Here is a 25580-nt window from a genome sequence, read left to right on the forward strand (position 1 = left end):
TCGCCGACGCCGTCAGCGGCGGGCATATTCGCGGAAGCCGCGGCCGGTCTTGCGGCCGAGGCAGCCCGCGGCCACCAGGTGCTCCAGGAGCGGGGCCGGAGCCAGGCCCGGGTCGCGGAACTCGCGGTGCAGGACCTTCTCGATCGCGAGGGAGACGTCGAGTCCGACGACGTCCAGCAGCTCGAAGGGGCCCATCGGGTAGCCGCCGCCCAGCTTCATCGCCGCGTCGATGTCGTCGAGGGTCGCGTAGTGCTCCTGCACCATCTTGATCGCGTTGTTGAGGTACGGGAACAGCAGCGCGTTCACGATGAACCCGGCCCGGTCCCCGCAGTCGACGGCGTGCTTCTTGATGCGGGCGCACACCTCGCGGACCGTGGCGTGGACGTCCTCGGCCGTCAGCACCGTGCGGACGACCTCGACCAGCTTCATCGCCGGCGCCGGGTTGAAGAAGTGCATCCCGATCACGTCCTGCGGGCGCGAGGTGGCGCGGGCGCAGGCGACGACGGGCAGCGAGGAGGTCGTCGTGGCGAGGACCGCGCCGGGCTTGCAGACCTTGTCCAGGGTCGCGAACAGCTGCTGCTTGATCTCCAGGTCCTCGGCGACCGCCTCGAGCGCCAGATCGACGTCGGCGAAGGCTTCGTAGGAGCCGGCCGGGGTGATCCGGTCCAGGATCTGGGCGGCGGCCTCCGCGGTCAGCCGGCCCTTGTCGACGGAGCGGGAGAGCGACTTGCCGATCCGGGCCTTGGCGACCTGCGCCTTCTCCTCGCTGCGGGCGGCGAGGACGACGTCGTAGCCGGCCTTGGCGAACACCTCGGCGATGCCGGAGGCCATGGTGCCGGAGCCGGCGACGCCGACCGAACTCACCGTGCGGCCGGGGATCCCGGCCGTGCCGGAGAGGGGCGTCAGCGCGTCCGGGACGACCGTCGCGCTGCCGGGGGCCTCGTAGGTGTAGAAGCCGCGGCCCGACTTACGGCCCGTCAGACCGGCCTCGCTGAGCTGCTTGAGGATCGGGGCGGGGGCGTGCAGCCGGTCGTGGGACTCGGCGTACATGGCCTCCAGGACGGTACGGGCGGTGTCGACGCCGATCAGGTCGAGCAGCGCGAGCGGGCCCATCGGCAGTCCGCAGCCCAGCCGCATCGCGGCGTCGATGTCCTCGCGGGAGGCGTAGCGCGCCTCGTACATCGCGGCGGCCTGGTTGAGGTAGCCGAACAGCAGGCCGTCGGCGACGAAGCCGGGCCGGTCGCCGACCGCGACGGGCTCCTTGCCCAGGTCGAGCGCGAGGTCGGTGACGGCGGTGACGGCGGCCGGCGCGGTCAGCACCGAGGAGACGACCTCGACCAGCTTCATCGCCGGCGCCGGGTTGAAGAAGTGCAGTCCCAGCACCCGCTCGGGGTGGGCCGAGTCGGCGGCGAGGCGTGTGACGGAGAGCGCGTTGGTGCCGGTCGCGAGGATGGTCCCGGGGCGCACGATCCCGTCCAGCTCGCGGAAGATCTGCTGCTTGATCTCGTACGACTCCGGCGCCACCTCGATCACGAGGTCGGCGTCGGCGGCCGTGCGCAGGTCGGTGGAGACCTGGACGCGGGCCAGGACGGCCGTGCGCTCCTGCTCGGTGAGCCGGCCGCGCTGCACGGCGCGGGCGGTGGAGGCCTCCAGCGCGGCGAGGGACCGCGCGGTCTGGGCCTCGCTGACGTCGACGCCGATCACCTTGCGGCCGGCCTTGGCCAGGACCTCGGCGATGCCGGTGCCCATGGTGCCGAGGCCGATGACGGCGATCGTGTCGAGGGGGGACAGAGGGGTGTCGGACAGGGGAGCGGCCATCGCGGGACTCCAGGAATGAGGGTGACGACTGGGAACGCGCCCGGGTGCGCCGGAGGGACCTCTGCGAGGCCCGGGCGCACCGGGTGCCGAAATGGAGTGCGGGTGTTGCCGGGCTACTGGCGCACACGCCCGGTGCGGTCGTCACGGGCGTGCACACGCCCGAGGACGAACGGCAGATCCGACCGGCCCTGTCCCGTGGCCGGGTCGTACAGCGGCACACGTGGTGCCGAACCGACTTCTCGCGGCGACTGCGTCACCAGGCCGCCACGAGAGGGTGAAGCGAGTGGGTGACTCGCTCGTATGAGCTTAACCGGTGGGTAACGAGCGCGCCAGCCCCCATTTCTGTGACGTGTCCGGCGTCAGCCGGCCTCGCCTCGGGCGACGTCGCGGCGCAGGTGCAGATACACCGTCACGCAGACCCCGAGGCCGGCCACGCACACCGAGGCCAGCCCGACGTACACGCCCGCGAGGACGGGACGGGCGGGCAACTGCCACACGGCCACGCCGACGGAGGCGAGGCAGCCGGCGACGAGGGCGTGGATGACCGTCCTCAGGACGAGGAGCCGTCGGCGTTCCGCCCGGCCGTCGCGGGCCTCGTGCGCGGAGCTCTCCTCCGCAGGGGTGCCGTGAGTCGCCATCGTCGTGCGTGTTCCGTTCTCGGGCGGGTGCGGGTGCGGGGCGTGCGTCGGGTGTCGGGTGCCGCCGCTCCCCGGGCCGGGGCCGGGAAGCGGCGGCGGTCGTCAGGGCGTCAGCGGGCCAGCGCCTCCGCGCCCTCCAACTGCGCGACGATGGGCCGGCCGCCGCGAGCGGGCGGGCTGACGCTGCCCTCCTTGCGGCGGACGCGCCCGTCCTGTGCGTGCCGCTCGTTCTCCTGCTGCCGTTCCGCCGCGGACGCGGTCCCGTGGCGGCTGCTCTCCCCGTGGAGCGTCCGGCCCAGCAGGACCAGGCGGGCTACCGCCTCGTCGGACAGGTGCCGCAGGGCGAGCAGGGCGCGTCCGGTGGCGGACCCGGCACGGGACGTCGCGTCGAAATAGAGCGGCGACGCCCAGGGGGCCGCGTCGGGATCGCCGCCCGAGGCCCGCCGGCCGATCTCGGCCGTGATGTCGTCCAAGTACCGGGCATCGTGCTCCGCCCACTCCTGGGGAGTGGGCGGAGCGGCATGGTCGATCAGACGCGCCTTGCGGCGGTACGCCGTCGGATGGGTCATGGCTTCTCCTTCCTTCTGTGGATCTCCACGTCGAAGAAGCCCCTCTGGAGCTCCTCCACACAGACGCCGGCGGAAGTCAGGCGGACCCTGGCCCGGCTCATGAGCTTGCTGGTCCAGCCCTCCGAGCGACCCAGCACCTCGGCGGTCCTGGCGTTGGTCCACCCGTGGAAGGCGATGAGTCGGTAGACCGCCCGCTCGGGCAGCGGGAGGTCGTCGACCGCGGCCAGCCACGGCCGGAACTCGTCGTCCACCTCGCCGATCCTGAAGCCGTACAGGGAGACGAGCGGGATCAGGTGCACCTCGCACGGGCCGCAGCCGTTCCGACGGCTCCTCAGGCAGTCGGCCGCGAGCTGCATGCTCACGTCCATCAGCCGCTCGTACGCCTCCTCCACGCCGACGCCGGGAGGCAGGAGGGGCAGTGTCCTGGTGAACGCCTCCTGGGTGACGGCCTTGACGTTGCAGCGAGGGTCGTCGTAGGCCTCGAACGTGTCGAACTGCACCTTGTGGAACAGGCTTCGTATCAGTTCCGCGTGGTGGGACGGATCGAGTGTCAAAGTAGGACTCATTTTGTTCAGGGCCCTTCGGACAAAACGATGGCGCCGCCGGCGCCTCGGTGCAGGAGCTCATCGGCTCGCATCGATGGGTCACATCATCAGGGGGGTGGCCGAAGACCCTTTCCTGGCGGGTCCGGCGTCACCTGACGACGCGTTACTTATCAGTAGCAACGTTCGCCGCCGCACTGTTGAACGGGGATAGTACTGACGCTCGGGGACACCCCTTTCCGCCGCCGAGATTCGCCAGTGCGAACGAACTTGATTCGAAACCGGCCGAACCCGCCCTTCGGTGACCGCAGTTGTGCGGCGGGGCAGCCCCAAGCGACCGCGACACGGGCCGTCGCCGCACGTCATGGGTCGCGAAGCGAACGGCGCGGGGTCCCAAGGACGCGCCTGCGGGCCGAACCAGGAGCGGGTTTGCGCGGGTTTTCGAACGCCGTCGCCGTCACGGGGCATGCGCCCGGTTGTGCTCCCGTGCGCCGCTGCGCGCCGTACGCCGCCGGAGCCTGTCCTAGGCTCGGCACATGGACGAAGAGTTGCGATCCCTCACGGAGCGCTTACGGCGCGAGTCCGGCGCGAGTCCGGTGTACGAGCGGCTGGCGGCCACCGCGGACCACGACGCACTGGCGGACGTGCTCACCGAGCCGGGCCGGCCCCTGTGGGCCCGCGAGCTGGCCGCGTTCCGGCTGGGGCTCGCCGGGGACCGGCGCGCCTTCGAGACGCTCGTCCTGCTGCTCAACCACCGGGACCCGCCGCGCTGCGCCTCCGCCGCCCACGCGCTGGCCCGCCTCAAGGACCCCCGCACCGCCCGGGCGGCGGCCGCCCTGGCCACCAACGAACTGCGCGTCGCCTACGCCCTGCATCCCGTCCGGCTGCTGGTGGAACTGCGCGCGCCCGAGTCCGTGCCCGCGCTGATCACGACGCTGCAGCGGCGACTGCGGCCGCACGACCCCTACCGGCGGGTGGCCCTCGCCTGTGTGGAGGGCCTCGGCAGCCTCGGGGACGGCCGCGCCCGCCCGGTGTTGAACGACGCCCTCGCCCACCCGGTGCTCGCGCAGGCGGCCGTGCACGCGCTGGCGCGGATCCCCCGGCAGCGCTGAGGCAGCGTCATGAGGAACCCTCACAGGGGCAGGTGTCCGACGTGGCGCACCTCGGGCACCGCGACGCCCGCCACCTCGAAGGGCTCCTCGGCGCCGTCCGCGTGGAACCCGGCCCGCTCGTAGAAACGGCGGGCCGGGACGTTGTCCCTGAGGACCCAGAGGTACATGCGGGCGTGTCCGAGATCCCCGGCCCGCCGTGCGGCCTCCTGCAGCAGGGCGCGTCCGACGCCCGTGCCGAGGTGCTCGGCGGTCACGTAGAGCGCGTACAACTCGGCGTCGCCGGTGCGCACTTCGCCGTCCCGGTAGGCACCGTGGGCGGCCCATCCCACCACCTGCCCGGCCGCTCCGCGACCAGGTCGACCACGTCGGAGCCGCCGTGCCCGAAGCGGGCGCGGCGGCGCCCGGCGTCCTCGGCGACGCACAGCGCGTCCAGGTACGACTGCGGCATCATGCCCCGGTAGGCCCGCTGCCAGCCGCGGACGCGGATCTCGGAGACACGGTCGACATCGGCGAGTGTCATCTCCCGTACGAGCAGGGCCGGCGCGCCCGTCACCCGCCCACCACGGCGAACGCCTCGATCTCCATCAGGAACTCCGGGCGGACCAGCGCGGCGACCTGCACGGCCGAGGCGGCGGGCAGGCGGTCGTCGGGTATGTGCGCGGCCCGGGCCTCGCGGATCGCGGGCAGGTGGGCCATGTCCGTGACGAAGTAGGTGAGTTTGACGACGTCGTCGAAGCCGGCCCCGGCAGCGGCCAGGCAGCGCCGCAGGTTCTCGAAGACCTGACGGGCCTGCGCCCGCGGGTCGTCCTCGCCGACCACCCCGCCGTGCTCGTCGAGCGGCAGCTGGCCGGAGACGGCCACGAAACGGCCGGCGGCCGTCACCACGTGCGCGTACTGGGCCGCCGGGGCGACTCCGTCGGGGGCGGGGATCCTGGTCGGTTCGCTCATGCGTCCATGGTGGACCACGGGTCCGACGGCGCCCCCGACGGACCTGCGGTCAGCCGCGGAAGCCCAGCAGCCCGTGCAGCGCCGAGCCGCGCGCCGCAGCCGGTCCGGTCTTCGCGCCCAGCGGCTCGGGGTCGGGCTGCGCGGGGCACACCGCGTCGGCCCCGCCGCTTCCGCGCGGCACGGCCCCGTCGGTCAGATACGCGGCCAGGTGCTTGTCCAGACAGGCGTTCCCGCTCAGCGTGACGCCGTGGTTCTGTCCGCCCTCCTCGACCACCAGGCTGGAACCGCGCAGCAGCGCGTGGACCGTGGCGCCGCCTTCGTACGGGGTGGCCGCGTCGTCCGTCGCCTGGAACAGCAGGGCCGGCGGCAGCTCGCCGTTGAGGAGGTTCACCGGCGGCAGCGGCCGGGTCGGCCAGAACGCGCACGGCGCGTTGTACCAGGCGTTGCTCCAGGTCATGAAGGGCGCCTTGGCGTACGTCGACCAGTTGTCCGTCCGCCACTCGTCCCAGTCGCCGGGCCAGGAGGCGTCCCGGCACTGCACCGCGGTGTAGACGCTGTAGCCGTTGTCCCCCGCGGCGTCGACCGCGACGAAGTTCTCGTACGCCTCGACCAGCGGGGCGGGGTCCGACTCGTTCACGTACGCCGCGAACGCCTTGGCGAGGCGGGGCCAGTAACCGTTGTAGTAACCGCCGGGCAGGAAGGTGTCCTCCACTTCCGAGGCGCCCACCTTGCCGCCGGCCGGCTTCTTCGCGAGCGCCGCCCGCATCGCGTACCACTTCGCCTCGATCCGTTCCGGGTCGGCACCCAGCCGGTAGGTCTTGTCGTACTTGGCGATCCAGGCCATGAGGGCGCGATGGCGGTCGTTGAACGCGAGGTCCTGCGTGAGGTTGTCCTCGTACCAGACGCCGGTGGGGTCGACGATCGAGTCGAGCACCAGACGGCGCACCCGCTGAGGGTAGAGCTTGGCGTACACCGCGCCCAGATAGGTGCCGTACGAGTAGCCGAAGTAGTTCAGCTTCGGCGCGCCGACCGCGGCGCGGATGGCGTCCATGTCCCGGACGACGCTGAGCGTGTCGATGTACGGCAGGACGTCGGCGTACTTCTTGCCGCAGGCCTCGGCGAAGGACCGGGCACGGTCCAGGTTCGCCCGCTCGACCGCCTCGGTGAGCGGCACCGAGTCCGGGCGGACCGGTGCGAAGTGGCCGGGCCTGCAGTTCAGGGCCGGGGTGCTCTTGCCCACCCCGCGCGGGTCGAAGCCGATGACGTCGTACTGCGCCGAGACCGCCTTGGGCAGCGCCGAGGCGACGAACCCGGCGAGGCTCAGGCCCCCGCCGCCCGGGCCGCCGGGGTTGACCAGCAGAGGGCCCTGATAGGCCTTCGCGGTGTGCGGGACGCGGGAGAGCGCCAGCGTGATCTGCTTCCCGCTCGGCCGGGCGTGGTCGAGCGGCACCTTCAGGGACGCGCACTGCAGCGTCGGCCGGCCGGTGGTGCCGCACTTCTTCCAGGCGAGCTTCGCCGCGGGGGCGGGCGCCGCTGAGGGCGACGGGCTGGCGCCGGCGGGCACGGCCGTGACCGTCCCGGCCACGACTGCGGCGGCGGCGCACAGCACGGCTGCGCGTTTGTTCATGGAGTGCTCCCGGGACGAAGGGGCCAGGCGTCGGACCGTGCAGGTCACGGCCCTGGCCGCATCGTCCCGGAAAGATCGTCCGGAAATACCTGTTCTGGGGTCGATTGACCCGTTCGGGTAGCCGGATGCGCTCGAACGCGCTCAGATCAGCGTGAGTTGGGTGGGCCCGGACCCGGCGGGCTCCTCGGCCGGTTCGGGCTGCGGGATCCGGCGGGGCATGCCCGCGCGCGTGGGGCCGATGCCGTACTCCTCGGCCAGTTCGTGCACCTGGCGGGTGATCCGGCGCTGGTACCACTTCGGGGCGTAGGCGCCGTCCGCGTACAGCCGCTCGTAGCGGCGCACCAGATGGGGATGGTGCTGGGCGAGCCAGGCCATGAACCACTCGCGGGCGCCGGGGCGCAGATGCAGTGCGAGCGGGGTGACGGAGGTGGCCCCGGCGGCGGCGATCGCCCGCACGGTGGCCCGCAGTTGGGCCGGCTCGTCGCCCAGGAAGGGGATCACCGGCGCCATGAGCACCCCGCAGCCGATGCCGTGGTCGGTGAGGGTCCGCACGACGTCCAGGCGGCGCTGCGGCGCCGGGGTGCCCGGCTCCACGGTGCGCCACAGTTCGGTGTCGGTGAAGCCGACCGAGACCGAGACGCCGACGTCGGTCACCTCGGCGGCCTGCCGCAACAGGTCGAGGTCGCGCAGGATCAGGGTGCCCTTCGTCAGGATCGAGAAGGGGTTCGCCCGGTCGCGCAGGGCGGACAGGATGCCCGGCATCAGCCGGTAGCGGCCCTCGGCGCGCTGATAGCAGTCGACGTTCGTGCCCATCGCGACGTGATCCCCGTGCCAGCGGGGTGAGGCCAGTTGCCGGCGCAGCAGTTCCGGCGCGTTCACCTTGACGACGATCTGGGTGTCGAAGCCGATCCCGGTGTCGAGATCGAGATAGCTGTGCGTCTTGCGGGCGAAGCAGTAGACGCACGCGTGCGTGCAGCCGCGGTAGGGGTTCACCGTCCATTCGAACGGCATCCGGGAGGCGCCCGGCACCCGGTTGAGGATGGAGCGGGCCCGGATCTCGTGGAAGGTGATGCCGGCGAACTCGGGCGTGTCGAACGTCCTGGTCGTGACCGCGTCCGCGCCGAACAGCGCGGCGTCCGCCGGCCGGTCGTGGCGGGTCTCCACGGTGAGGTTCTCCCAGCGCATGACACCTCCTCGGTAGCACTGCCCCCACAATAGAACACATGTTCCCATGATCGTGCGACGGACCTTTCGGGCGCTCTTTTCGATCGCCCGGCGATCGCTTCGGCGACCCCGATTTGGGCGGCCGCGGACCGGGGTGGTTGGCTTGCCCCGAACGTGAGGCACCCTGAGCAACCCTGAGCAACACGGACCTGGAGGAACCCCCATGGCGCAGGTCGAGGCCACCACCGAGCGGGTCGTCGCTGCGGACCCGGAGCAGGTGTTCGACACGATCGCCGACTACAGCGGCACGCGCGGGAAGCTGCTGACCGAGCACTTCAGCGAGTACGAGGTGCGCGAGGGCGGCGACGGCGAGGGCAGCCTCGTCCACTGGAAGCTCCAGGCCACCAGCAAGCGCGTCCGCGACTGCCTCCTGGAGGTCGCCGAACCGACCGACGGCGAACTCGTCGAGAAGGACCGCAACTCCTCGATGGTCACCGTCTGGCGCGTCACCCCGGCCGGCGAGGGCGCCTCCCGCGTGGTGGTCACCACCACGTGGAACGGAGCCGGCGGCATCGGCGGCTTCTTCGAGAGGACCTTCGCCCCCAAGGGGCTCGGCCGGATCTACGACCAGGTCCTCGCCAACCTCGCCGCCGAGGTCGAGAAGTAGTCCGACTCCCGCACGCTCCCCAGGTGCCGATCACCGTCACCGGAACGGGTGGTTCTCCCGTGTGACCGGGACGGCGCCGTGACGCGTCGCGCCTGCCCGTGGTTGTCGCTTCTGCGCGGCAACCGCGAAGCAGGTGCGACGAGGGGAGCGGCACATGGGCGGGACCACTGTGATGCAGGGCGAGCCGGTCACGGCGACCGCCCCGCAAGCCCCGTCTCCGGCGCCGGCCGACGGGAGCGGACCGGCCGGACGCCGGGTGCGTCCGGTCCTCTCCGTCCTCGTGCTCGCGCTGCTCCTCGCGGCGCTGGAGCAGATGACCGCCGCCACCGCCCTGCCGAGGACCGCGGGACCCGACGCCGGGTTCCGCCTCGCCGACCTGTCCCGGGGCGAGCACACCGTCGTAGCCCCCGGCCGTCCGCCGGTCGTGACCGTCCGTCAGGGGGCGGGCGGCGGTCGTACGGAGCCCGAACCGCAGCTCCGTCACGAGGACTGACACCCCCGCGCAACGACTCCGGAGGTGCGGCGTACCCCGGCGCACCCCGGTGAAACCAATTCCGTCATTGCGGCACATGCCGACGGTGTGCGCCGTACGGTGGTGGCTGCGGGACAGATCTTGCACAGCTCTGGGGAGAGAGGGTCTGGGCCATGGACCGTGGCACCGAGAGGGACGCACCTCCCAGCCGCGGAACGAGCGAGGCGGCGAGCGCAGCGGGAGAGGGGTCTGCCGGTCCGGCGGCCGGGGAAGGGCTCGCCGACGCCGGGCGCGTTCCCCTGGCCGTGATCGTGGTCGACCGCGAGGGTCTCGTCTCCCACTGGAGCGCCGGCGCACGCCGTATCTTCGGCGTCGCCAAGAACGAGGCGATCGGACAGCCTGCGATCGACCTGCTTCCCGTCTCCGGCGCGCTCCCCGAACTCGACGACGACTTCACCGCGGACGCATACGGCGCATACGCCCCCTGCGACGGCCTCGGGCCCGGGCTGGGCTCCTCCCTGGACCGCGGGCTCGGCTATCCGGCCGCCGGACGGGCCCGGCTGACCGCGCCCGGCGGGGACCGCGGCCGCGTCGACGTGCTGTGGTGGGCCTACCCGCTGGTCGGGCCCGGGGCGGAACGGCTGCTGGTGCTGGCCGCCGACGCGACGGTCCTGTGCCGGGAGCAGCCGTCGGACCCGTCGGCCGTCGAGCGCATCGCACCCGGCTTCGCGCTGCACACCGACTTCCCCGGCGCCGAGGAACTCGCCGGCCGGCTGCCCGAGATCCTGCCCAGCATGAGCGTCGGCGAAAGCGCCCGCATCGTCGCGCAGGTCCTCGAACTCGGCTATCCGGTCCTGGAGTTCAGCCAGAACGACCGGGTCCCCGTCACCCCCGACTGGGGCGTGGCCCGGCGCGTCGAACGCAGAGCGCGCCGGGAGCGGGCCGCCCGCGCCGCCGCCGAAGGGCGGCCCGCGCCACAGGAACCGGACGACGAGGGCGAGGACCTCGAATACGTCGCCGTCCGCGAACGGCTGGAGTTCCTCAACGAGGTCAGCGGGAAGATCGGCACCTCCCTCGACCTCTCCCGCACCATCGTCGAGGTCAGCAGAGCGGTCGTCCCGCGCTTCACCGACGTCGCCGGCACCTATCTGCGCGAACAGGTCGTCGCCGGCGAGGGCTTCCCCGAGGGCGTGCCGGACACGACGACCATGTGGCACCGGGTCGCCGTCGAGCACACCGACGAACCCGGCCGCTGGGACGACGTCGTGCCCGTGGGCGAGGCCATGCCCTTCCCCGCGCACACCCCGTTCTTCCAGTGCATGACCACGGGCGAGCCGGTCCTGGTGCCCCGCATCAGCGAGCAGATGGGCCACGCCATCGCCTCGCAGTTCGAAAAGCGCGACATCCGGCCCCTGATCACCGGCCGCTCCATGCTCGTCGTCCCGCTCAAGGCCCGTAACGTCGTCCTCGGCTTCATGATCCTGCTGCGCCACCCCGAGCGCGCCGTCTTCAACGACATGGACCGGGTCACCGGCGCCGAACTCGCCGCCCGCGCAGGTCTCGTGCTCGACAACGCGCGCATGTACACCTACCAGGAGAGCGTCGCCGAGACCCTCCAGGACAGCATGCTGCCGCACATCCCGCGGCGCATGGCGGGCTGCGACATCGCCACCCGCTACCTTCCGGGCACGCTGCTCGGGCGGGTCGGCGGGGACTGGTTCGACTCGGTGAAACTGCCCGGCGCCCGCACCGCGCTCGTCGTCGGCGACGTCATGGGCCACGGTCTGCACTCCGCCGCCATGATGGGCCAGTTGCGCACGGCCGTGCAGACCATGGCCGCCCTCGACCTGCCGCCCGCGCGACTCCTGCGCAATCTCGACGACCTGGCGCAGCGGCTGGGCGACACCTACCTGGCGACCTGCCTGTACGCCGTCTACGACCCGATCGGGGGCGAGCTGCACCTCGCCAACGCGGGCCACATCCCGCCCGTGCTGGTGCGGGCCGCCGACGGCCGCAGCGAGCTGCTCGACCTGCCCACCGGCGCGCCCGTCGGCGTCGGCGGGGTGCCCTTCGAGGCGGTCCGCGTGCGTGTGGAGCCGGGGGACCGGCTGGTGATGTGCACCGACGGGCTGGTGGAGATGCGCGGCGAGGACATCGGCGTGGGCCTGGCGACCCTGTGCGAGTCCGCCGCCCACCCGGCCGCGTCCATGGACGACGCCTGCGACACCATCATCCGCGCGCTCGCCGCGACCTTCTCGGAAACGGGCCGGGGCGGCCGCAAGGACGACGTCGCCCTGCTCATGGCCCGCCTCGGCGGCATCGAACCCGACGACGTCGCCGAATGGCGCCTGGCGCTCGACCCGGCCGAGGCCCGCCGGGCGCGCGCCGCGGTCCGCGAACAGCTCCACACATGGGGGCTGGCGGACCTCGCCGACACCGCCGAGCTCATGGTGAGCGAGCTCGTCACCAACGCCGTACGGCACTCCCACCGGCGCCCCGTGGCCCTGCGTCTCGTACGCGGCGACACGCTGCTGTGCGAGGTCGAGGACGACGATCACGAACTGCCGACGCTGCTGAGCGCCGGACCCGGCGACGAGGCCGGCCGGGGGCTGCGCGTGGTGAGCACCCTGGCCCGCGAGTGGGGCGCCAGCCGCAGCGGCGAGGGGAAGTCGGTGTGGTTCGAGCTGACGTCGCCACGCCGCTGAGCACCGTGGACCGCCGGTGTGGAACGGCGTGCGGATCGCGCACGCGGCGTGAAGGAAACCGCGCCGCGCTTGTAGCGGCAACCGGGGAGCGATAGACCGTACTCGCCCGTCACTTACGGCGGATCGGCCTTGCATCCTGGGGAGTTGGGCATGAGCGTGGCGAGTCGGTACCGCGAGGCGTGGGAAGGCTTCTGGCGGGAGGCTCCGCAGGAGCCCGGCGGTGTGTTCTGGGACGCGGACCCGAAGGTGACCGCCGCCCTCCACCTCGCCCTCTTCGAACCCCATCTCACCGATCCAGGGCTGGCGTTGGTCGACCTCGGCTGCGGCAACGGCACCCAGACCCGGTACTTCGCCGAGCGCTTCCCGCACGTCGTCGGCGCCGATCTGTCCGCCGCGGCCCTCGACCACGCCCGCCGCGCCGACCGCGCCGGACAGGCCGCGTACCGGCTGCTGGACGCGGCGGACAAGGGCGAGGCCGAGGCGCTGCACGCCGAACTGGGCGACGCCAACGTCTACATGAGGGGCGTCCTGCACCAGTGCGAGCCCGCGGACCGGCAGTCGCTGGTGAACGGGATCGCCGCGCTGGTGGGCCGGCACGGGCGGGCCTTCCTCGTCGAACTGTCGGAGGCCGCCCGGCCCGTCCTCGGCTCTCTGGCGCAGAGTCCTGCCGGCCCGCCGCCGAAGCTCGCGCCGATCTTCCGGCACGGCATCGCGCCCGGCGAGGTCGCCGACGACGCGGTGCCCGGATATCTGCGGGCCGCCGGGCTCACGGTCCTCGCCTCCGGCGAACTGCCCCTCACCACCACCGAGTTCACTGGCGACGGCATCCGGATCGAGCTGCCGTCGAAGTGGTTCGTGACCACCGGGGCGGCCATGTGACCGCCCTCACATCGGAGGGAGCGCCGTCGGCTGTCACACTTCCGCGCCGGGGCGTGTCAGGGGGGTGAAGCAACGCACGGAACCCCCTGATGAGGAGCTGCCGGCATGTCCACTACCTACGTCGTCGTCACCGTGATCGGAGCCGTCATGGCGGCCTTCTCGGCCGCCTCGGTCTTCCTCCGCGCCGAGTGGACGGTGAAGCCGCTCGCCGACTACGGAGTGCCGCGCTCGTGGTGGCCGTGGCTCGGCGCCGCGAAGGCCGCCGGCGCGGCCGGTCTGCTGGCCGGGCTGTTCGTCCCCGTGATCGGCGTGCTCGCCGCGGTCGGTCTGATCCTGTACTTCCTGGGGGCCGCCGTCACCGTGCTGCGGGCCCGCTGGTTCTCGCACGTGCCGTTCCCGCTGGTCTACGCGGCGCCGGTGGTGGCCTCGCTGGTGCTGGCGCTCTGACGAGGCGACGGGTGGGGGTGGGGGGACGACCGGAACGCTCCGGCCGTCCCCCCACCCGTCGTGTCCGCAGTCGGCGCCTCGCGTCAGTCGCCGGTCCCGGCCGTGCCGCCCTCGGCGTCGCCGGTCCCGACGGCGTCGAGCACGGCCACCTCGATCCGGTCCAGCCGTTCGCGATCCGCGACGACGTCGATCCCGGTGACCGCGCCCTCCGCGACCGTGAAGAGGAGGACCAGCCGCAGACGGCCCTGCGGCGCCATCGCGAGGCCGACCCGGCCGTCGAGCAGGGCGAGGCCGGTGAAGCGCGCCCGGCCGGTCGCCGCCATCGCGCCCTCGGCCACGGGGCGTGCGCCGCTGACCGTGACCGGCTCCGCAGTGGGAATGACGAACCGGTCGGCGGTGAGCACCACGTCCGGATGCAGCAGCGAGAGCAACGCCTCGAAGTCGCCGCCGCGCGTCGCGGCCAGGAACGCGTCGACGACCTCGCGCTGCCGGGCCCGGTCGGCGGCGGGCACGGGCGCCGCGGAGCCGGGGACGCCGGGACGGCCGCAGCCGTCGGAGCCGCCCGCCGCGCCGCCGCCCCGAACGCGGCGGCGGGCCCGGCTGGCCAGTTGGCGGGCGGCGGCCGGGGTGCGCTCGATCATCGGGGCGATGTCGTCGAACGGCACGGCGAACAGGTCGTGCAGGACGAACGCCAGCCGCTCCGCCGGGGCGAGGGCGTCCAGGACGACCAGAAGCGCCACCCCGACCGAGTCGGCGAGCAGTGCCTCCTCCTCGGGGTCGCCGCCCTCCCGCGGGCCGACGGCGGGTTCGGCGATCCGGTCGTCGAGCGGCACCTCGGGCCGCGTTCTGCGGGAACGCAGCATGTTGAGGCAGACCCGGCCCACCACCGTGGTCAGCCAGCCGCTGAGGTTGTCCACCTCGGTGACGTCCGCCCGGCTCGCCCTGAGCCAGGTCTCCTGCACGGCGTCCTCGGCCTCGCTGAGCGAACCGAGCATGCGGTAGGCGACGGCGCGCAGATGAGGCCGGTCGGCCTCGAAGCGTTCCGGTGGCAGGGTGGTGCAAGTGGTCATGACAGGTCCCCGTTCGTGTCGCCGCTGTGCCGACGTGTGCGCTGAGATCACAACACGCCCCCGGTCGGGGGCGCCATCGTCCGGCGCCCGAAGTCGCCGTCGGCGGCGGCCGGTTGCGCGGGAGCCGGGCCGGCGGCGCGGCCCCGCCCCGGGCGCCGGGCGCTCCGAAAGGGGCGCCGCCCCTGCCTGCCGCCCGCCCTCGTGGCCGCCGCGACACCCCGGGCGCTCCGGGGCGCGCGGCGGGGCAGGTCCCCCGTGCGTCGCTTCCGAGGGGCGGGGGCCACGGCCGGTTAGGCTCGGGCCTCCTGGAGAGGACGAGGGGGCCGGACGTGAAAATCCTCATCAGCGCCGACATGGAGGGCGCCACGGGCGTCACCTGGCCCGCCGACGTGCTGCCCGGCACCCCGCAGTGGGAGCGCTGCCGCTCGATGTTCACCTCGGACGTCAACGCCGCCGCGCTGGGCTTCTTCGACGGCGGGGCGGACGAGGTCCTGATCAACGAGGCCCACTGGACCATGCGCAATCTGCTGCTCGAACAGCTGGACGAGCGGACGGAGATGCTCACCGGCCGGCACAAGGCCCTCTCCATGGTGGAAGGCGTCCAGCACGGCGACGTGGACGGCATCGCGTTCGTCGGCTACCACGCGGGCGCCGGGTCGGAGGGCGTCCTCGCCCACACCTACCTCGCCAACTCGATCACCGGCGTCTGGCTGAACGACAGACGGGCCAGCGAGGGGCTGCTCAACGCGCACGTCGTCGCGGAGTACGGCGTGCCGGTCGTTCTGGTCACCGGCGACGACGTGGCCTGCGAGGACGCGCTCGGCTACGCGCCGGAGGCGCTGAAGGTCGCGGTGAAGGACCACGTCTCGCGGTACGCCGCCGTGTGCCGCACGCCCGCCCGCACCGCCGCCGACATCCGGGCCGCGGCGAAGGCGGCGGCACGTCTGGCGGTGCGTCAGGAGCCCGTGCAGGCAGGTCCGTTCACCATTGCGGTGGAGTTCGACGCCGAGCACCTCGCGCTGGCGGCCACCGTCGTGCCGGGCGTCTCCCGCATCGGCGAGCGGAAGGTGGCGTACACCGGCGGCACCATGTACGAGGGCATCCGCACGTTCAAGGCGGTCACCACGATCGTCTCGGCCGCGATCGAGGAGCAGTATGGGTGAGCGGCAGGGGCAGCGGGAGCGGCAGGGACGGGGGCGGCATGGCTGACGCGCAGGCGCGGGACGAGGTCGTCCGGTTCACCTCCGACCTCATCCGCATCGACACCACCAACCGGGGCGGCGGCGACTGCCGGGAGCGGCCCGCCGCCGAGTACGCCGCCGCGCTGCTGGCCGAGGCGGGCATCGAGCCCACGCTGCTCGAACGCGCCCCGGGCCGCACCAACGTCGTCGCCCGCGTCGAGGGCGACGACCCGAGCGCCGACGCGCTGCTCGTCCACGGCCACCTGGACGTCGTCCCCGCCGAGGCCGCCGACTGGAGCGTGCACCCGTTCTCCGGGGAGGTGCGCGACGGGGTGGTGTGGGGGCGCGGCGCGGTCGACATGAAGAACATGGACGCGATGATCCTTGCCGTGCTGCGGGCCTGGGCCCGCCAGGGCGTACGGCCCCGGCGCGATCTCGTCATCGCCCTCACCGCGGACGAGGAGGCCAGCGCCGAGGACGGCTCCGGGTTCCTCGCCGACCGGCACCCGGGGCTGTTCGAGGGCTGCACCGAGGCCATCGGCGAATCGGGCGCGTTCACCTTCCACGACGGCTCCGGACGCGAGCTCTACCCCGTCGCCGCCGGCGAGCGCGGCACCGGCTGGCTGAAGCTCACCGCGCGCGGCCGCGCCGGACACGGCTCCAAGGTCAACCGGCAGAATGCGGTGACCCGGCTGGCGGCGGCGGTCACCCGTATCGGCGAGCACACCTGGCCGGTGCGGCTCACCCCGACCGTCCGCGCCGCCCTCACCGAACTCGCCGCCCTGTACGGCGTCGAGACCGACCTGCGTGACGTGGACGGCCTGCTGGAGAAGCTCGGGCCGGCCGCCGCCCTCGTCGAGGCGACCGTGCGCAACAGCGCCAACCCCACCATGCTGGACGCCGGTTACAAGGTCAACGTGATCCCGGGCGAGGCCGTGGCGCATGTCGACGGCCGGTTTCTGGCGGGCTGCGAGGACGAGTTCCGCGCCACCCTCGACGAACTCACCGGCCCCGACGTCGACTGGGAGTTCCAGCACCGCGAAGTCGCCCTCCAGGCACCGGTGGACGCGCCCCTCTTCGCCCGGATGCGTGCCGCCGTCGAGGAGTTCGCCCCCGACGGACACGTGGTGCCGTACTGCATGTCCGGCGGCACGGACGCCAAGCAGTTCTCGCGGATCGGGATCACCGGCTACGGGTTCGCGCCGCTGAAGCTCCCCGAGGGCTTCGACTACCAGGCGCTGTTCCACGGCGTGGACGAACGCGTTCCGGTCGAGGCGCTGCACTTCGGCGTCCGCGTGCTGGACCGGTTCCTGCGGACGGCCTAGCCCGGGAGGGGAAGAACGTGCAGGTCCTGCCGTACGGTTCGTGGCCGTCGCCGATCGACGCGGCCCTCGCCGCCGCCCACGACGGGCGCCCCGAGTACGTCGGCTTCGTCGGCGACGAGGTGTGGTGGACCGCGCCCCGGCCCACCGAGGACGGCCGTCGCACCCTGATGAGGCGACGCGCGGACGGCACGCAGGAGTCCGTCCTGCCCGCACCCTGGAACGTGCGCAGCAGAGTCGTCGAGTACGGCGGGCAGCCCTGGGCCGGCGCCGTCCGGGGAGGCCGGGTCCTGGTGGTCTTCGCGCACTTCCCCGACCAGCGGCTGTACGTGTACGAGCCCGACGGCGGTGAGCCGCGCCCGATCACTCCCGTGTCGCCCGTGGGCGGCGGACTGCGCTGGGCGGAGCCGCAGTTGCTGCCGGACCGGGGCGACGCGGGCGAAGTCTGGTGCGTGCTGGAGGAGTTCACCGGCGAGGCGCCCACCGACGTCCGCCGGGTCCTGGCCGCCGTGCCGCTGGACGGCTCCGCCGCCCGCGACCGCGCAGCCGTACGCGAACTCACCGACGACTCCCGCCGGTTCGTCACCGGACCCCGCCTCTCGCCCGACGGCCGCCGGGCGGCCTGGCTGGCCTGGGACCATCCGCTGATGCCCTGGGAGGGGACGGACGTCGTCGTCGCCGACGTCACGCCCGACGGCGCCCTGAGCGGCGCGCGCGTGGTGGCCGGGGGGCCGGGGGAGTCGATCGCGCAGGTCGACTGGATGCGACCGGCCGGCGCCCGGGCACGGCCGGCGGACCACGGGACACGGTCCCCGGCCGACGGGACGCGGTCGGCGGGCGACGGGGCAGGGGCGGCCGACGGTGACGGAGGGCGGCTGGGAGGAGGCGACCGACTGCTGTACGCGAGCGACCGCAGCGGCTGGTGGAACCTCTACCGCGACCACGAACCGCTCTGCCCGCGCGCCGAGGAGTTCGGCGGCGCCCTGTGGAAGCTCGGGCACCGCTGGTTCGCGCCGCTGGAGAACGGTCTCGTCGCCGTCGTCCACGGCCGGGGAGCCACGGCGCTCGGCGTCCTCGATCCGGAGACCGGCGAACTCGTGGACGCGGCGGGACCGTGGACCGAGTTCGCGTCCACCCTCGCGGTGCACGGCGACCGGGTCGTAGCCGTCGCGGCCAGTCCACGCAGCGCCTACGAGGTGGTGGAACTCGACGCCCGCACCGGCCGGGCCCGGGTGATCGGCGCCGCCCACGACGACGTGGTGGACCCGGCCCACTACCCCGAGCCCCGGATCCGCACCTTCACCGGCCCCGACGGCCGTGACGTCCACGCGCACGTCTACCCGCCCCACCACCCCGGCGTCGCCGCCCCCGGCCACGAACTGCCGCCGTACGTCGTGTGGGCGCACGGCGGGCCCACCGACCGCGCGCCGCTGGTCCTGGATCTGGAGATCGCCTACTTCACCTCCCGGGGCATCGGGGTCGCCGAGGTCGACTACGGCGGCTCGACCGGGTACGGGAGGGAGTACCGGGAGCGGCTGCGCGAGCAGTGGGGCGTGGTCGACGTCGAGGACTGCGCCGCCGTCGCCCTGGCCCTCGCCGACGAGGGCACCGCCGACCGCGGACGGCTCGCGATCCGGGGCGGCAGCGCGGGCGGCTGGACCGCCGCCGCCTCGCTGGCCGGCACCGACGTCTACGCTTGCGGCACGATGCGCTATCCCGTGCTGGACCTGGTGGGCTGGGCCACGGGGGAGACCCACGACTTCGAGTCGCGCTACCCGGACACTCTCGTCGGTCCCCTCGCCGACGTGCCCGCCCGCTACGCGCAGCGCTCGCCCCTCGAGCACGCCGACCGGATCACCGTGCCGTTCCTGCTTCTGCAGGGCCTGGACGACGTGATCTGCCCGCCGGCCCAGTGCGAACGGTTCCTCGCCCGGCTCGCCGGGAGACCGGTGCCGCACGCCTGTCTCGCGTTCGAAGGGGAGGGACACGGGTTCCGTCAGGCGGCGACGGTGGCGCGCGCCCTGGAGGCCGAGCTCTCGCTGTACGCTCAGGTGTTCGGGCTGCGTCCGCCCGGCGTCCCCAGGTTGGAGCTCGTGCAGTGAAGGAACTCGTGCGGCCGTCCCGGCTGGCCGCAGGCGCCCGGGTGGCGATCGTCGCGCCCAGCGGGCCGGTGGCGGAGGAGCGGCTGCAGGCCGGTCTCGACCTGCTGCGCGGCTGGGACCTCGACCCGGTGGTGGCGCCCCACGTGCTGGACCGGCACGGTCGCCTGCCCCATCTGGCGGGGGCCGACGCCGACCGGGCGGCCGATCTGCAGGGCGCGTGGTGCGATCCGGCCGTCGACGCCGTCCTGTGCGCACGGGGCGGATACGGCGCCCAGCGCGTCGTCGACCTGCTCGACTGGGACGCGATGCGGGCGGCCGGGCCGAAGGTGTTCGTCGGCTTCAGCGACTCCACCACCCTGCACGAGGCGTTCGCCGTCCGCCTGGGCCTGGTCACGCTGTACGGGCCGGTGGCCGCGGGCATCGACTTCATCAAGAACGCCCGCGCCCAGGACCACCTGCGGGCCACCCTGTTCGCCCCCGAGACCGTGCGTACGCTCGCCTCCGCCGGCGTTGCGCTGGCGCCGGGACGGGCGCGGGGCGTCACTCTGGGCGGCTGTCTGACGCTGCTCGCCACCGGCTACGGCACGCCGCACACCCGGACGGGCGCACGCGGCGGGCTCCTGCTGATCGAGGACGTGGGCGAGCCGCCGTACAGCGTCGACCGGGCGCTGACCCAACTCCTGCGCACCGGCTGGCTGGACGGCGTCGCGGGCGTGGCGCTCGGCTCCTGGGACAGGTGCGGCCCCTACGAGGAGCTGCGTCCGGTCCTCGCCGACCGGCTCGGCGGTCTCGGCGTCCCCGTCGTCGAGGAGCTCGGCTTCGGGCACTGCGAGGGGGCGTCGACCGTGCCCTTCGGCGTGCGCGCCGCACTCGACGCGGACGAGGGCACACTCACCCTCGACGCCCCGGCCCTGCGCTGACGCCCGCCCCCGCGGCCGCGTCACCCGCGGAGCAGCCCTCACCGTGCGTGAGGAGGGCGACGGCCGCACGCTGGTCGCATGAGCCCGAAGACCTCGAAGACCTCGAAGACCCCCGCGAGCGGCGGGAAGGGCGGCGGCCGGGCGCCGATGACGCCCGGCCGGATCGCCGTCCTGGTGCTCGCCGTCCTCGCCCTGATCTTCATCTTCGAGAACACCCAAGACACCAGGATCCGGCTGCTGGTCCCCGTGGTGACCATGCCGCTGTGGACGGCCCTGCTCGCCACGGGGATCATCGGCGCGCTCTGCGGGGCGTACGCCATGAGAAGACGCCCGTAGCTGCCCCGGGGCCCGGCGGTCGTCGTACGCTGGCCTGATGCCGCACACCGCATCCCCCTACCTCGCCGAAGGGCCCCGCGTGGGGCTGCGCCACTTCACCTACGAGGACGGGCCGGAGTTCACCGCCAGGGTGCGCGAGAGCAAGGACCTGCACCACCCGTGGCTGTTCCCGCCGGCCACCGCCGACGCGTACACGTCCTACGCGAGCCGGCTGATCGAGGACCCGTCGAAGGCCGGCTTCCTGGTGTGCACCCGCGAGGACGGGGACGTCGCCGGGTTCGTCAACATCAACAACATCGTGGAGGGCGCGTTCCAGTGCGGCGCGCTCGGTTACGGCGCCTTCGCGCACGCGGCCGGGCGCGGGCTGATGCGCGAGGCGCTCGGCCTGGTGGTGGGCCACGCCTTCGGGCCGCTGCGGCTGCACCGGCTGGAGATCAACGTGCAGCCCGGCAACACGGCCTCGATCGCCCTCGCCCGCGCCTGCGGTTTCCGGCTGGAGGGGTTCTCCCCGAAGATGATCTACATCGACGGGGAGTGGCGGGACCACGAGCGGTGGGCGATCACCGCCGAGATGCGGGCTTCCGGTTGATCTTCATGGTGTCGAGGTCGGTGACCGTCGACCGCAGTCCGGTGAAGCCGTGGCCCAGCTTCCGCAGCGTCGCCTCGGCGCGCTCCTCGGCGAGCGCGCCGGCCATCTCCTCGCCGTCCGCCGCGTCCGAGACCACCACGTAGCGCATGGAGAAGTGCTTCAGCGGCGACGGCTCGTAGGTCAGCGTCCCCTCCTCGGTGAACCGCATGCTCGTCAGGCCGTGGCCGGCCGCTTCGGCGAGCAGCCGGGCACGGCCCTCCTCGGTGAGGCCGTCCCACGTGCCCCGGACGATCACCCGGTAGGTGTGCTGCTCACTCACTGTCGCTCCCTCAGGCCTGTGGTCTCGAAGGCGCCGACTCTACGTGCGGGGGCCGCCGCGCACCCGGAATTTCCGTCGTGCGCCCAGTGCTTCACTGCCCGCGCCGGTCCGCGTACTCGTACACCGCACCGTCCGGGTGCCGGACGATCAGGTTGCGGCCCACCGGCGTCGGCACCGGGCCGGCGATGACGTCCGCGCCCAGCTCCGTGAGGATCTTGAGGGCCTCGTCGACGTCCGAGACGGCGATCGTCGCCGCCACCTTGCGCAGCACCTCGAGCTCGGCCGGCGGCCCGCTCATCAACAGGAAGCAGCCCACCGCGGCCACCCGCACCCCGCCCCGCTCGAAGCGGAGCGCGGGGGTGCCCGCCAAGCGCTCGTAGAAGGCGACCGAGGCGTCCAGATCGTCGACGCAGACACGCAGTGTGGCTCCCAGAATGTCCATGCGCACGAGCCTAGTTGGGGCGGCCGCGGCCGGCTGATCCTTCACCCGATCCCTCCACGGTCCGCTCGCCGGCCCCGCCTCGCGCGCCGCGGCCCGGCGTTCGGACGCCGGCCGGGCGGGTACCCGCAGGCCATGGAGCGCATGGAGCACCTGGAGCATCTGGACAAGCATCTCGTCGATGAACTGGCGCAGGTGGCGCGCGAGACGATCCGCGAGGAACTGCGGGAGCAGACCCGCAAGCAGCGCCGCACGGCGATGCTGTACGCAGCCTCCGGCGCCGTCGCCCTCTACGCCGGCGCCGCCGTCGCCCTCGCGGTCGGCCTGGCCCTCGACATCGGCCTGCCGGACTGGGCCGCGGCCCTGATCACCGCCGCGATCCTCGGCGTCGCGGCGTACCTGCTGCGCAACGCGGCCAAGCCGCACGGCGCCCGGCAGGGCGGCGTCCACGGACAGGCCGTCGGCGGCCCGCCGCCTGCCGCGCCGCCCTACCCGCCGATGCCGCCGGTCGCGCCCGGCGCCCGCGTACCGGAGCCGGGCGAGGCGCCGCGTGCGGAGGGCATCGACCCCGAGAACCCGCACCACCGGGGGTGACCCGGGGTGTTCGCCCGGCCGGGGAGAAACCGGGCCCCGGGCGGGGTGACCCGCACGCGAGCGGTCCAGGCCCCGCGGCACACACTGCCGCGGGGCCGCTCGCAGGTCCGGGCCGTACATCGGGAGGGGGACCGGTCCCGGTCTGCGGGGGACGCGTCTCACGGCAGGCGGGGCAGCACCTTCGTCCGGTAGAAGTCGAAGAAGCCGCGCTGGTCGGGTCCGATCTGGTTGACGTAGACCCGGTCGAAGCCGGCGTCGGCGAACGCGGTGAGGGCGGCGACGTGCTCGTCCACGTCGTCCCCGCAGACCGTGTTCTCGCCGACCATCTCCTCGCTGACCAGCGGCTCCAACTGCTCGAAGTGGCTCGGCGTGGGCAGGATCTGGCCCATTTCGCCGGGCAGCAGCTGGTTCGACCACAGCCGGTGGACCGTACGCACGGCTTCGTCGCGGTCGGCGCCGTAGCAGACCTTCGTGCCTCCGCTGACGAGCTTGGAGCCGCCGCCGCCCTTGCGGAACTGCTCGACCATCGGCTCCTCGGGCATCATCGTGATGTAGCCGTCGCCCACGCGGGACGCCAGCGAGGTCGCCTTGGGCCCGAAGCCGGAGATGTCGATCGGGACCGGTTCGTCGGGGACGGTGTACAGGCGGGCGTTCTCCACCTTGTAGTGCGTGCCGTAGTGGCTGACCTCCTCGCCGGTGAACAGCCGGCGCATGACCTGGACCGCCTCCTCCAGCATCTCCAGGCGTACGCTCGCGGGCGGCCACGCGTCGCCGAGGATGTGCTCGTTCAGCGCCTCGCCCGAACCGACGCCGAGCCGGAAGCGGCCGTTCGTCATCACCGCGGCCGTGGCTGCGGCCTGCGCCACCACGGCCGGATGCATCCGCACGGTCGGACACGTCACGGCCGTCTCGATCGGCAGCGACACCGCTTCCGACAGCGCGCCGATCACCGACCAGACGAACGGGCTCTGGCCCTGTGCGTCGTTCCACGGGTGGTAGTGGTCGGAAATCCACAGGGCCTGGAAACCTGCCTGCTCGGCCATGCGCGCCTGTTCCACCAGGTCCGCTGGGCCGAACTCCTCGCAGGACAGGAAGTAGCCGTACTCGGGCATGGGGGTACCTCCAGGACGGGGCGGCTCACGTTCGCGCACCGAGTACCCGGGGCCCGGGCCGGAAACCGGCGCACGTTTGGCCGCCCCTGCCAGGGGGACGCGGAAACCCTCGTACGACAACCGTCCGCACCCCGCCGGAGGCCAACCGTGAGTCGACCCCGCATCGTGATCGTCGGAGCCGGCTTCGCCGGTTACCGGGCGGCCCGCACCCTTGCCGGGGCGGCTCGGGGCCGGGTCGACATCACCGTCCTCAACCCGACCGACTACTTCCTGTACCTGCCCCTGCTGCCCCAGGTGGCGGCGGGCATCCTCGAACCGCGCCGGGTCACGGTGTCGCTGTCCGGCACCCTGCGCGAGGTGCGGCTGGTGCTCGGTGAGGCCGACCGCGTGGACCTCGACGCCCGCACCGTCCACTACACCAACCCCGAGGGCGACAGGGGCGTGCTCGCCTACGACCGGCTGGTGCTCGCCGCCGGCAGCGTCAACAAGCTGCTGCCCATCCCCGGGGTCGCCGAGCACGCGCACGGCTTCCGCGGCCTGCCCGAGGCGCTCTATCTGCGCGATCACATCACCCGGCAGGTGGAGTTGGCCGCGTCCGGCGACAACGCGCCCGACTGCGTGGCGCGTTGCACGTTCGTCGTGGTCGGCGCGGGATACACGGGCACCGAAGTCGCCGCGCAGGGGCAGCTGTTCACCGACGCCCTGGTGCGGTCCCATCCGCTGCGCAAGGGCATGCGGCCGCGCTGGCTGCTCCTCGACGTCGCCGAGCGCGTCCTGCCCGAACTGGACGAGCGGCTCTCCCGCACCGCCGACCGGGTCCTGCGCGACCGGGGCGTCGAGGTGCGCATGGGGACCTCCGTGAAGGAGGCCACGCGTGAGGGCGTCCTGCTGACCGACGGCGAGTTCGTCGACAGCCGCACCCTGGTGTGGTGCGTGGGCGTCCGGCCGGATCCGCTCGCGGAGTCGCTCGGACTGCCCCTGGAACGAGGTCGGCTGCTCGTCGAACCCACGCTCCAGGTGCCGGGCCGGCCCGAAGTGTTCGCCTGCGGTGACGCGGCCGCCGTACCCGATCTGGAGAAGCCCGGCGAGTACACCCCGATGACCGCCCAGCACGCCTGGCGGCAGGGAAAGGTGGCCGGGCGCAACATCGCCGCCTCACTCGGCGGCCGAGGCGCACTGCGGCCGTACCGGCACAAGGACATGGGGTTCGTCGTCGACCTGGGCGGGGTCCAGGCGGCCGCCAACCCGCTCGGCGTCCACCTCTCCGGCCCCGCGGCCGGCGCGGTGACCCGCGGCTACCACCTCGCCGCCATGCCCGGCAACCGTGTCCGCGTCGCCGCCGACTGGCTGCTGGACGCCGTGCTCCCGCGCCAGTCGGTCCAGCTGGGCCTCGTCCGGTCCTGGTCGGTGCCGCTGGACACGGCGTCGCCCGAGCTGGCCCGGCTGCCGGACGGCCGGAAACGCGCGTCGGCGGCCTCCGGTCCCGGCGCGGCCACCTCGGCGGACGTGGACGCCGGCGACGGCGCGGACGACTCACACGACGACAACACGGACGACAGGAATGAGAGGGACGACGTGAACGACGTCAACCAGACGGCCGGCGGATCCGGCGAGCGGCACCCCTCCCCGGAGGACGGCTCCCAGTCGATCACCTCGCCGACACCGGAGGTGGGACAGCACTCGGGCGACGAGGACGAGGCGCACACGGAGGGCCGGTCGTCGCCGGAGGACGGCTCCCAGTCGATCACCTCGCCGACACCGGAGGTCGGGCAGCACAGTTCCGGACCGGCGGCCCCGCACGGCGGCAGCACCACCGCCGAGCCCGCCGAGGCCCGGCCGGGCGGCGAGCCCGCGAGGAACCAGCCCGGGGGTGAGCCCGCGAGGAACCAGCCCGGCGGCGAGCCCGCGAGGAACCAGCCCGGCGGCGAGCCCGCAAGGAACCAGCCCGGGCCGGCCCCCGGCCCCGTCAAGCGCGGCGACGACCGCGCAGAAGGAGACCAGTAGCTCG

Annotated in this window: 25 protein-coding genes and 1 pseudogene; 14 read left to right on the forward strand and 12 right to left on the reverse strand. The window is 73.4% G+C overall.

All coding sequences use genetic code 11. The annotated features are described in order from the left end of the window. Nucleotides 1-12 precede the first annotated feature (12 nt). From ACZ7DE_RS13480 to ACZ7DE_RS13495, 4 genes are all read right to left on the reverse strand, one after another. Nucleotides 13-1818: a 3-hydroxyacyl-CoA dehydrogenase family protein gene (locus ACZ7DE_RS13480; RefSeq protein ID WP_470760577.1), complete on the reverse strand. Its 1806-nt coding sequence runs from the start codon at nt 1816-1818 to the stop codon at nt 13-15. A 359-nt stretch (nt 1819-2177) separates the two neighbouring features. Beyond that, nucleotides 2178-2456: a hypothetical protein gene (locus tag ACZ7DE_RS13485; RefSeq protein ID WP_470760579.1), complete on the reverse strand. Its 279-nt coding sequence runs from the start codon at nt 2454-2456 to the stop codon at nt 2178-2180. A gap of 110 nt (nt 2457-2566) precedes the next feature. Next, nucleotides 2567-3025, reverse strand: coding sequence for a hypothetical protein (locus ACZ7DE_RS13490; RefSeq protein ID WP_470760581.1), 459 nt, complete (start codon nt 3023-3025; stop codon nt 2567-2569). Further along, the gene (locus ACZ7DE_RS13495) at nt 3022-3579 is read right to left on the reverse strand and encodes a sigma factor-like helix-turn-helix DNA-binding protein (protein WP_470760582.1); all 558 of its coding nucleotides are present in this window, start codon (nt 3577-3579) and stop codon (nt 3022-3024) included. The genes ACZ7DE_RS13490 and ACZ7DE_RS13495 overlap by 4 nt, the downstream gene beginning before the upstream one ends. A gap of 524 nt (nt 3580-4103) precedes the next feature. On the opposite strand from ACZ7DE_RS13495, the gene ACZ7DE_RS13500 reads away from it, so the two are divergent. Beyond that, nucleotides 4104-4679, forward strand: coding sequence for an adenylosuccinate lyase (locus tag ACZ7DE_RS13500; protein WP_470760584.1), 576 nt, complete (start codon nt 4104-4106; stop codon nt 4677-4679). 20 nt (nt 4680-4699) lie between these two features. On the opposite strand, the pseudogene ACZ7DE_RS13505 reads toward ACZ7DE_RS13500, so the two are convergent. From ACZ7DE_RS13505 to ACZ7DE_RS13520, 4 genes and pseudogenes are all read right to left on the reverse strand, one after another. Next, a pseudogene (locus ACZ7DE_RS13505) lies at nt 4700-5199 on the reverse strand (GNAT family N-acetyltransferase). Between the two features lie 29 nt (nt 5200-5228). After that, entirely contained in the window at nt 5229-5627 is a 399-nt protein-coding gene (locus ACZ7DE_RS13510; RefSeq protein ID WP_470760586.1) for a RidA family protein, read from the reverse strand. A gap of 49 nt (nt 5628-5676) precedes the next feature. Beyond that, nucleotides 5677-7254 (reverse strand): alpha/beta hydrolase, encoded by a 1578-nt coding sequence (locus tag ACZ7DE_RS13515; protein WP_470760587.1) that lies wholly within the window; start codon nt 7252-7254, stop codon nt 5677-5679. 141 nt (nt 7255-7395) lie between these two features. Continuing rightward, the gene (locus ACZ7DE_RS13520) at nt 7396-8439 is read right to left on the reverse strand and encodes an Rv2578c family radical SAM protein (protein ID WP_470760589.1); all 1044 of its coding nucleotides are present in this window, start codon (nt 8437-8439) and stop codon (nt 7396-7398) included. A gap of 202 nt (nt 8440-8641) precedes the next feature. Here ACZ7DE_RS13520 and ACZ7DE_RS13525 point away from each other — a divergent pair, with 202 nt between their 5' ends. The 5 genes from ACZ7DE_RS13525 (at nt 8642) to ACZ7DE_RS13545 (ending at nt 13588) form a co-directional block, all read left to right on the forward strand. Beyond that, complete coding sequence (locus tag ACZ7DE_RS13525; RefSeq protein WP_470760591.1) at nt 8642-9085, forward strand: SRPBCC family protein; 444 nt, start codon at nt 8642-8644, stop codon at nt 9083-9085. Nucleotides 9086-9239: 154 nt separating this feature from the next. Continuing rightward, nucleotides 9240-9578: a hypothetical protein gene (locus tag ACZ7DE_RS13530; protein WP_470760593.1), complete on the forward strand. Its 339-nt coding sequence runs from the start codon at nt 9240-9242 to the stop codon at nt 9576-9578. Nucleotides 9579-9730: 152 nt separating this feature from the next. Further along, entirely contained in the window at nt 9731-12262 is a 2532-nt protein-coding gene (locus ACZ7DE_RS13535) for a SpoIIE family protein phosphatase (protein ID WP_470760595.1), read from the forward strand. Between the two features lie 150 nt (nt 12263-12412). Further along, complete coding sequence (locus ACZ7DE_RS13540; RefSeq protein ID WP_470760597.1) at nt 12413-13141, forward strand: class I SAM-dependent methyltransferase; 729 nt, start codon at nt 12413-12415, stop codon at nt 13139-13141. Nucleotides 13142-13246: 105 nt separating this feature from the next. Next, nucleotides 13247-13588, forward strand: a complete 342-nt coding sequence (locus ACZ7DE_RS13545) for a DoxX family protein (protein ID WP_470760599.1) — start codon at nt 13247-13249, stop codon at nt 13586-13588. A gap of 83 nt (nt 13589-13671) precedes the next feature. Here ACZ7DE_RS13545 and ACZ7DE_RS13550 read toward each other — a convergent pair whose 3' ends face one another. Beyond that, on the reverse strand, nt 13672-14658 hold the full coding sequence (locus tag ACZ7DE_RS13550) for a sigma-70 family RNA polymerase sigma factor (RefSeq protein WP_470760601.1): 987 nt from the start codon (nt 14656-14658) through the stop codon (nt 13672-13674). Nucleotides 14659-14987: 329 nt separating this feature from the next. On the opposite strand from ACZ7DE_RS13550, the gene ACZ7DE_RS13555 reads away from it, so the two are divergent. The 6 genes from ACZ7DE_RS13555 to ACZ7DE_RS13580 all read left to right on the forward strand — a co-directional run bounded on the left by ACZ7DE_RS13555 (nt 14988) and on the right by ACZ7DE_RS13580 (nt 21108). Then, nucleotides 14988-15821 carry a M55 family metallopeptidase gene (locus ACZ7DE_RS13555; RefSeq protein ID WP_470760603.1) on the forward strand — a complete coding sequence of 278 codons (834 nt, stop codon included), beginning with the start codon at nt 14988-14990 and terminating at the stop codon, nt 15819-15821. Nucleotides 15822-15859: 38 nt separating this feature from the next. Continuing rightward, entirely contained in the window at nt 15860-17164 is a 1305-nt protein-coding gene (locus ACZ7DE_RS13560) for a M20/M25/M40 family metallo-hydrolase (RefSeq protein WP_470760605.1), read from the forward strand. Nucleotides 17165-17181: 17 nt separating this feature from the next. Further along, a complete protein-coding gene (locus ACZ7DE_RS13565) occupies nt 17182-19263 on the forward strand; it encodes a S9 family peptidase (RefSeq protein WP_470760607.1) in 2082 nt (693 codons plus the stop codon). Next, nucleotides 19260-20183, forward strand: a complete 924-nt coding sequence (locus tag ACZ7DE_RS13570; protein WP_470760609.1) for a S66 peptidase family protein — start codon at nt 19260-19262, stop codon at nt 20181-20183. Before ACZ7DE_RS13565 ends, ACZ7DE_RS13570 begins: the two co-directional genes overlap by 4 nt. 78 nt (nt 20184-20261) lie before the next feature. After that, nucleotides 20262-20519 (forward strand): LapA family protein, encoded by a 258-nt coding sequence (locus ACZ7DE_RS13575; RefSeq protein WP_470760611.1) that lies wholly within the window; start codon nt 20262-20264, stop codon nt 20517-20519. Nucleotides 20520-20556: 37 nt separating this feature from the next. Further along, nucleotides 20557-21108, forward strand: coding sequence for a GNAT family N-acetyltransferase (locus ACZ7DE_RS13580; protein ID WP_470760613.1), 552 nt, complete (start codon nt 20557-20559; stop codon nt 21106-21108). On the opposite strand, the gene ACZ7DE_RS13585 is transcribed toward ACZ7DE_RS13580, so the two are convergent. Both ACZ7DE_RS13585 and ACZ7DE_RS13590 read right to left on the reverse strand, forming a co-directional pair. Then, complete coding sequence (locus ACZ7DE_RS13585; RefSeq protein WP_470760615.1) at nt 21080-21427, reverse strand: DUF6204 family protein; 348 nt, start codon at nt 21425-21427, stop codon at nt 21080-21082. The genes ACZ7DE_RS13580 and ACZ7DE_RS13585 overlap by 29 nt on opposite strands. Before the next feature lie 91 nt (nt 21428-21518). Further along, nucleotides 21519-21869: a VOC family protein gene (locus ACZ7DE_RS13590; protein WP_470760617.1), complete on the reverse strand. Its 351-nt coding sequence runs from the start codon at nt 21867-21869 to the stop codon at nt 21519-21521. 132 nt (nt 21870-22001) lie between these two features. Between ACZ7DE_RS13590 and ACZ7DE_RS13595 the strand changes: the two genes are divergently transcribed. Beyond that, entirely contained in the window at nt 22002-22460 is a 459-nt protein-coding gene (locus ACZ7DE_RS13595; protein ID WP_470760619.1) for a phage holin family protein, read from the forward strand. Between the two features lie 158 nt (nt 22461-22618). Here the strand turns inward: ACZ7DE_RS13595 and ACZ7DE_RS13600 are convergent, their stop codons facing one another. Further along, nucleotides 22619-23572: an LLM class F420-dependent oxidoreductase gene (locus ACZ7DE_RS13600; protein ID WP_470760622.1), complete on the reverse strand. Its 954-nt coding sequence runs from the start codon at nt 23570-23572 to the stop codon at nt 22619-22621. Nucleotides 23573-23719: 147 nt separating this feature from the next. Here ACZ7DE_RS13600 and ACZ7DE_RS13605 point away from each other — a divergent pair, with 147 nt between their 5' ends. Continuing rightward, nucleotides 23720-25576: an NAD(P)/FAD-dependent oxidoreductase gene (locus tag ACZ7DE_RS13605; RefSeq protein ID WP_470760624.1), complete on the forward strand. Its 1857-nt coding sequence runs from the start codon at nt 23720-23722 to the stop codon at nt 25574-25576. Nucleotides 25577-25580: the final 4 nt, after the last annotated feature.

Source organism: Streptomyces sp. NPDC037083, from assembly GCF_055606485.1.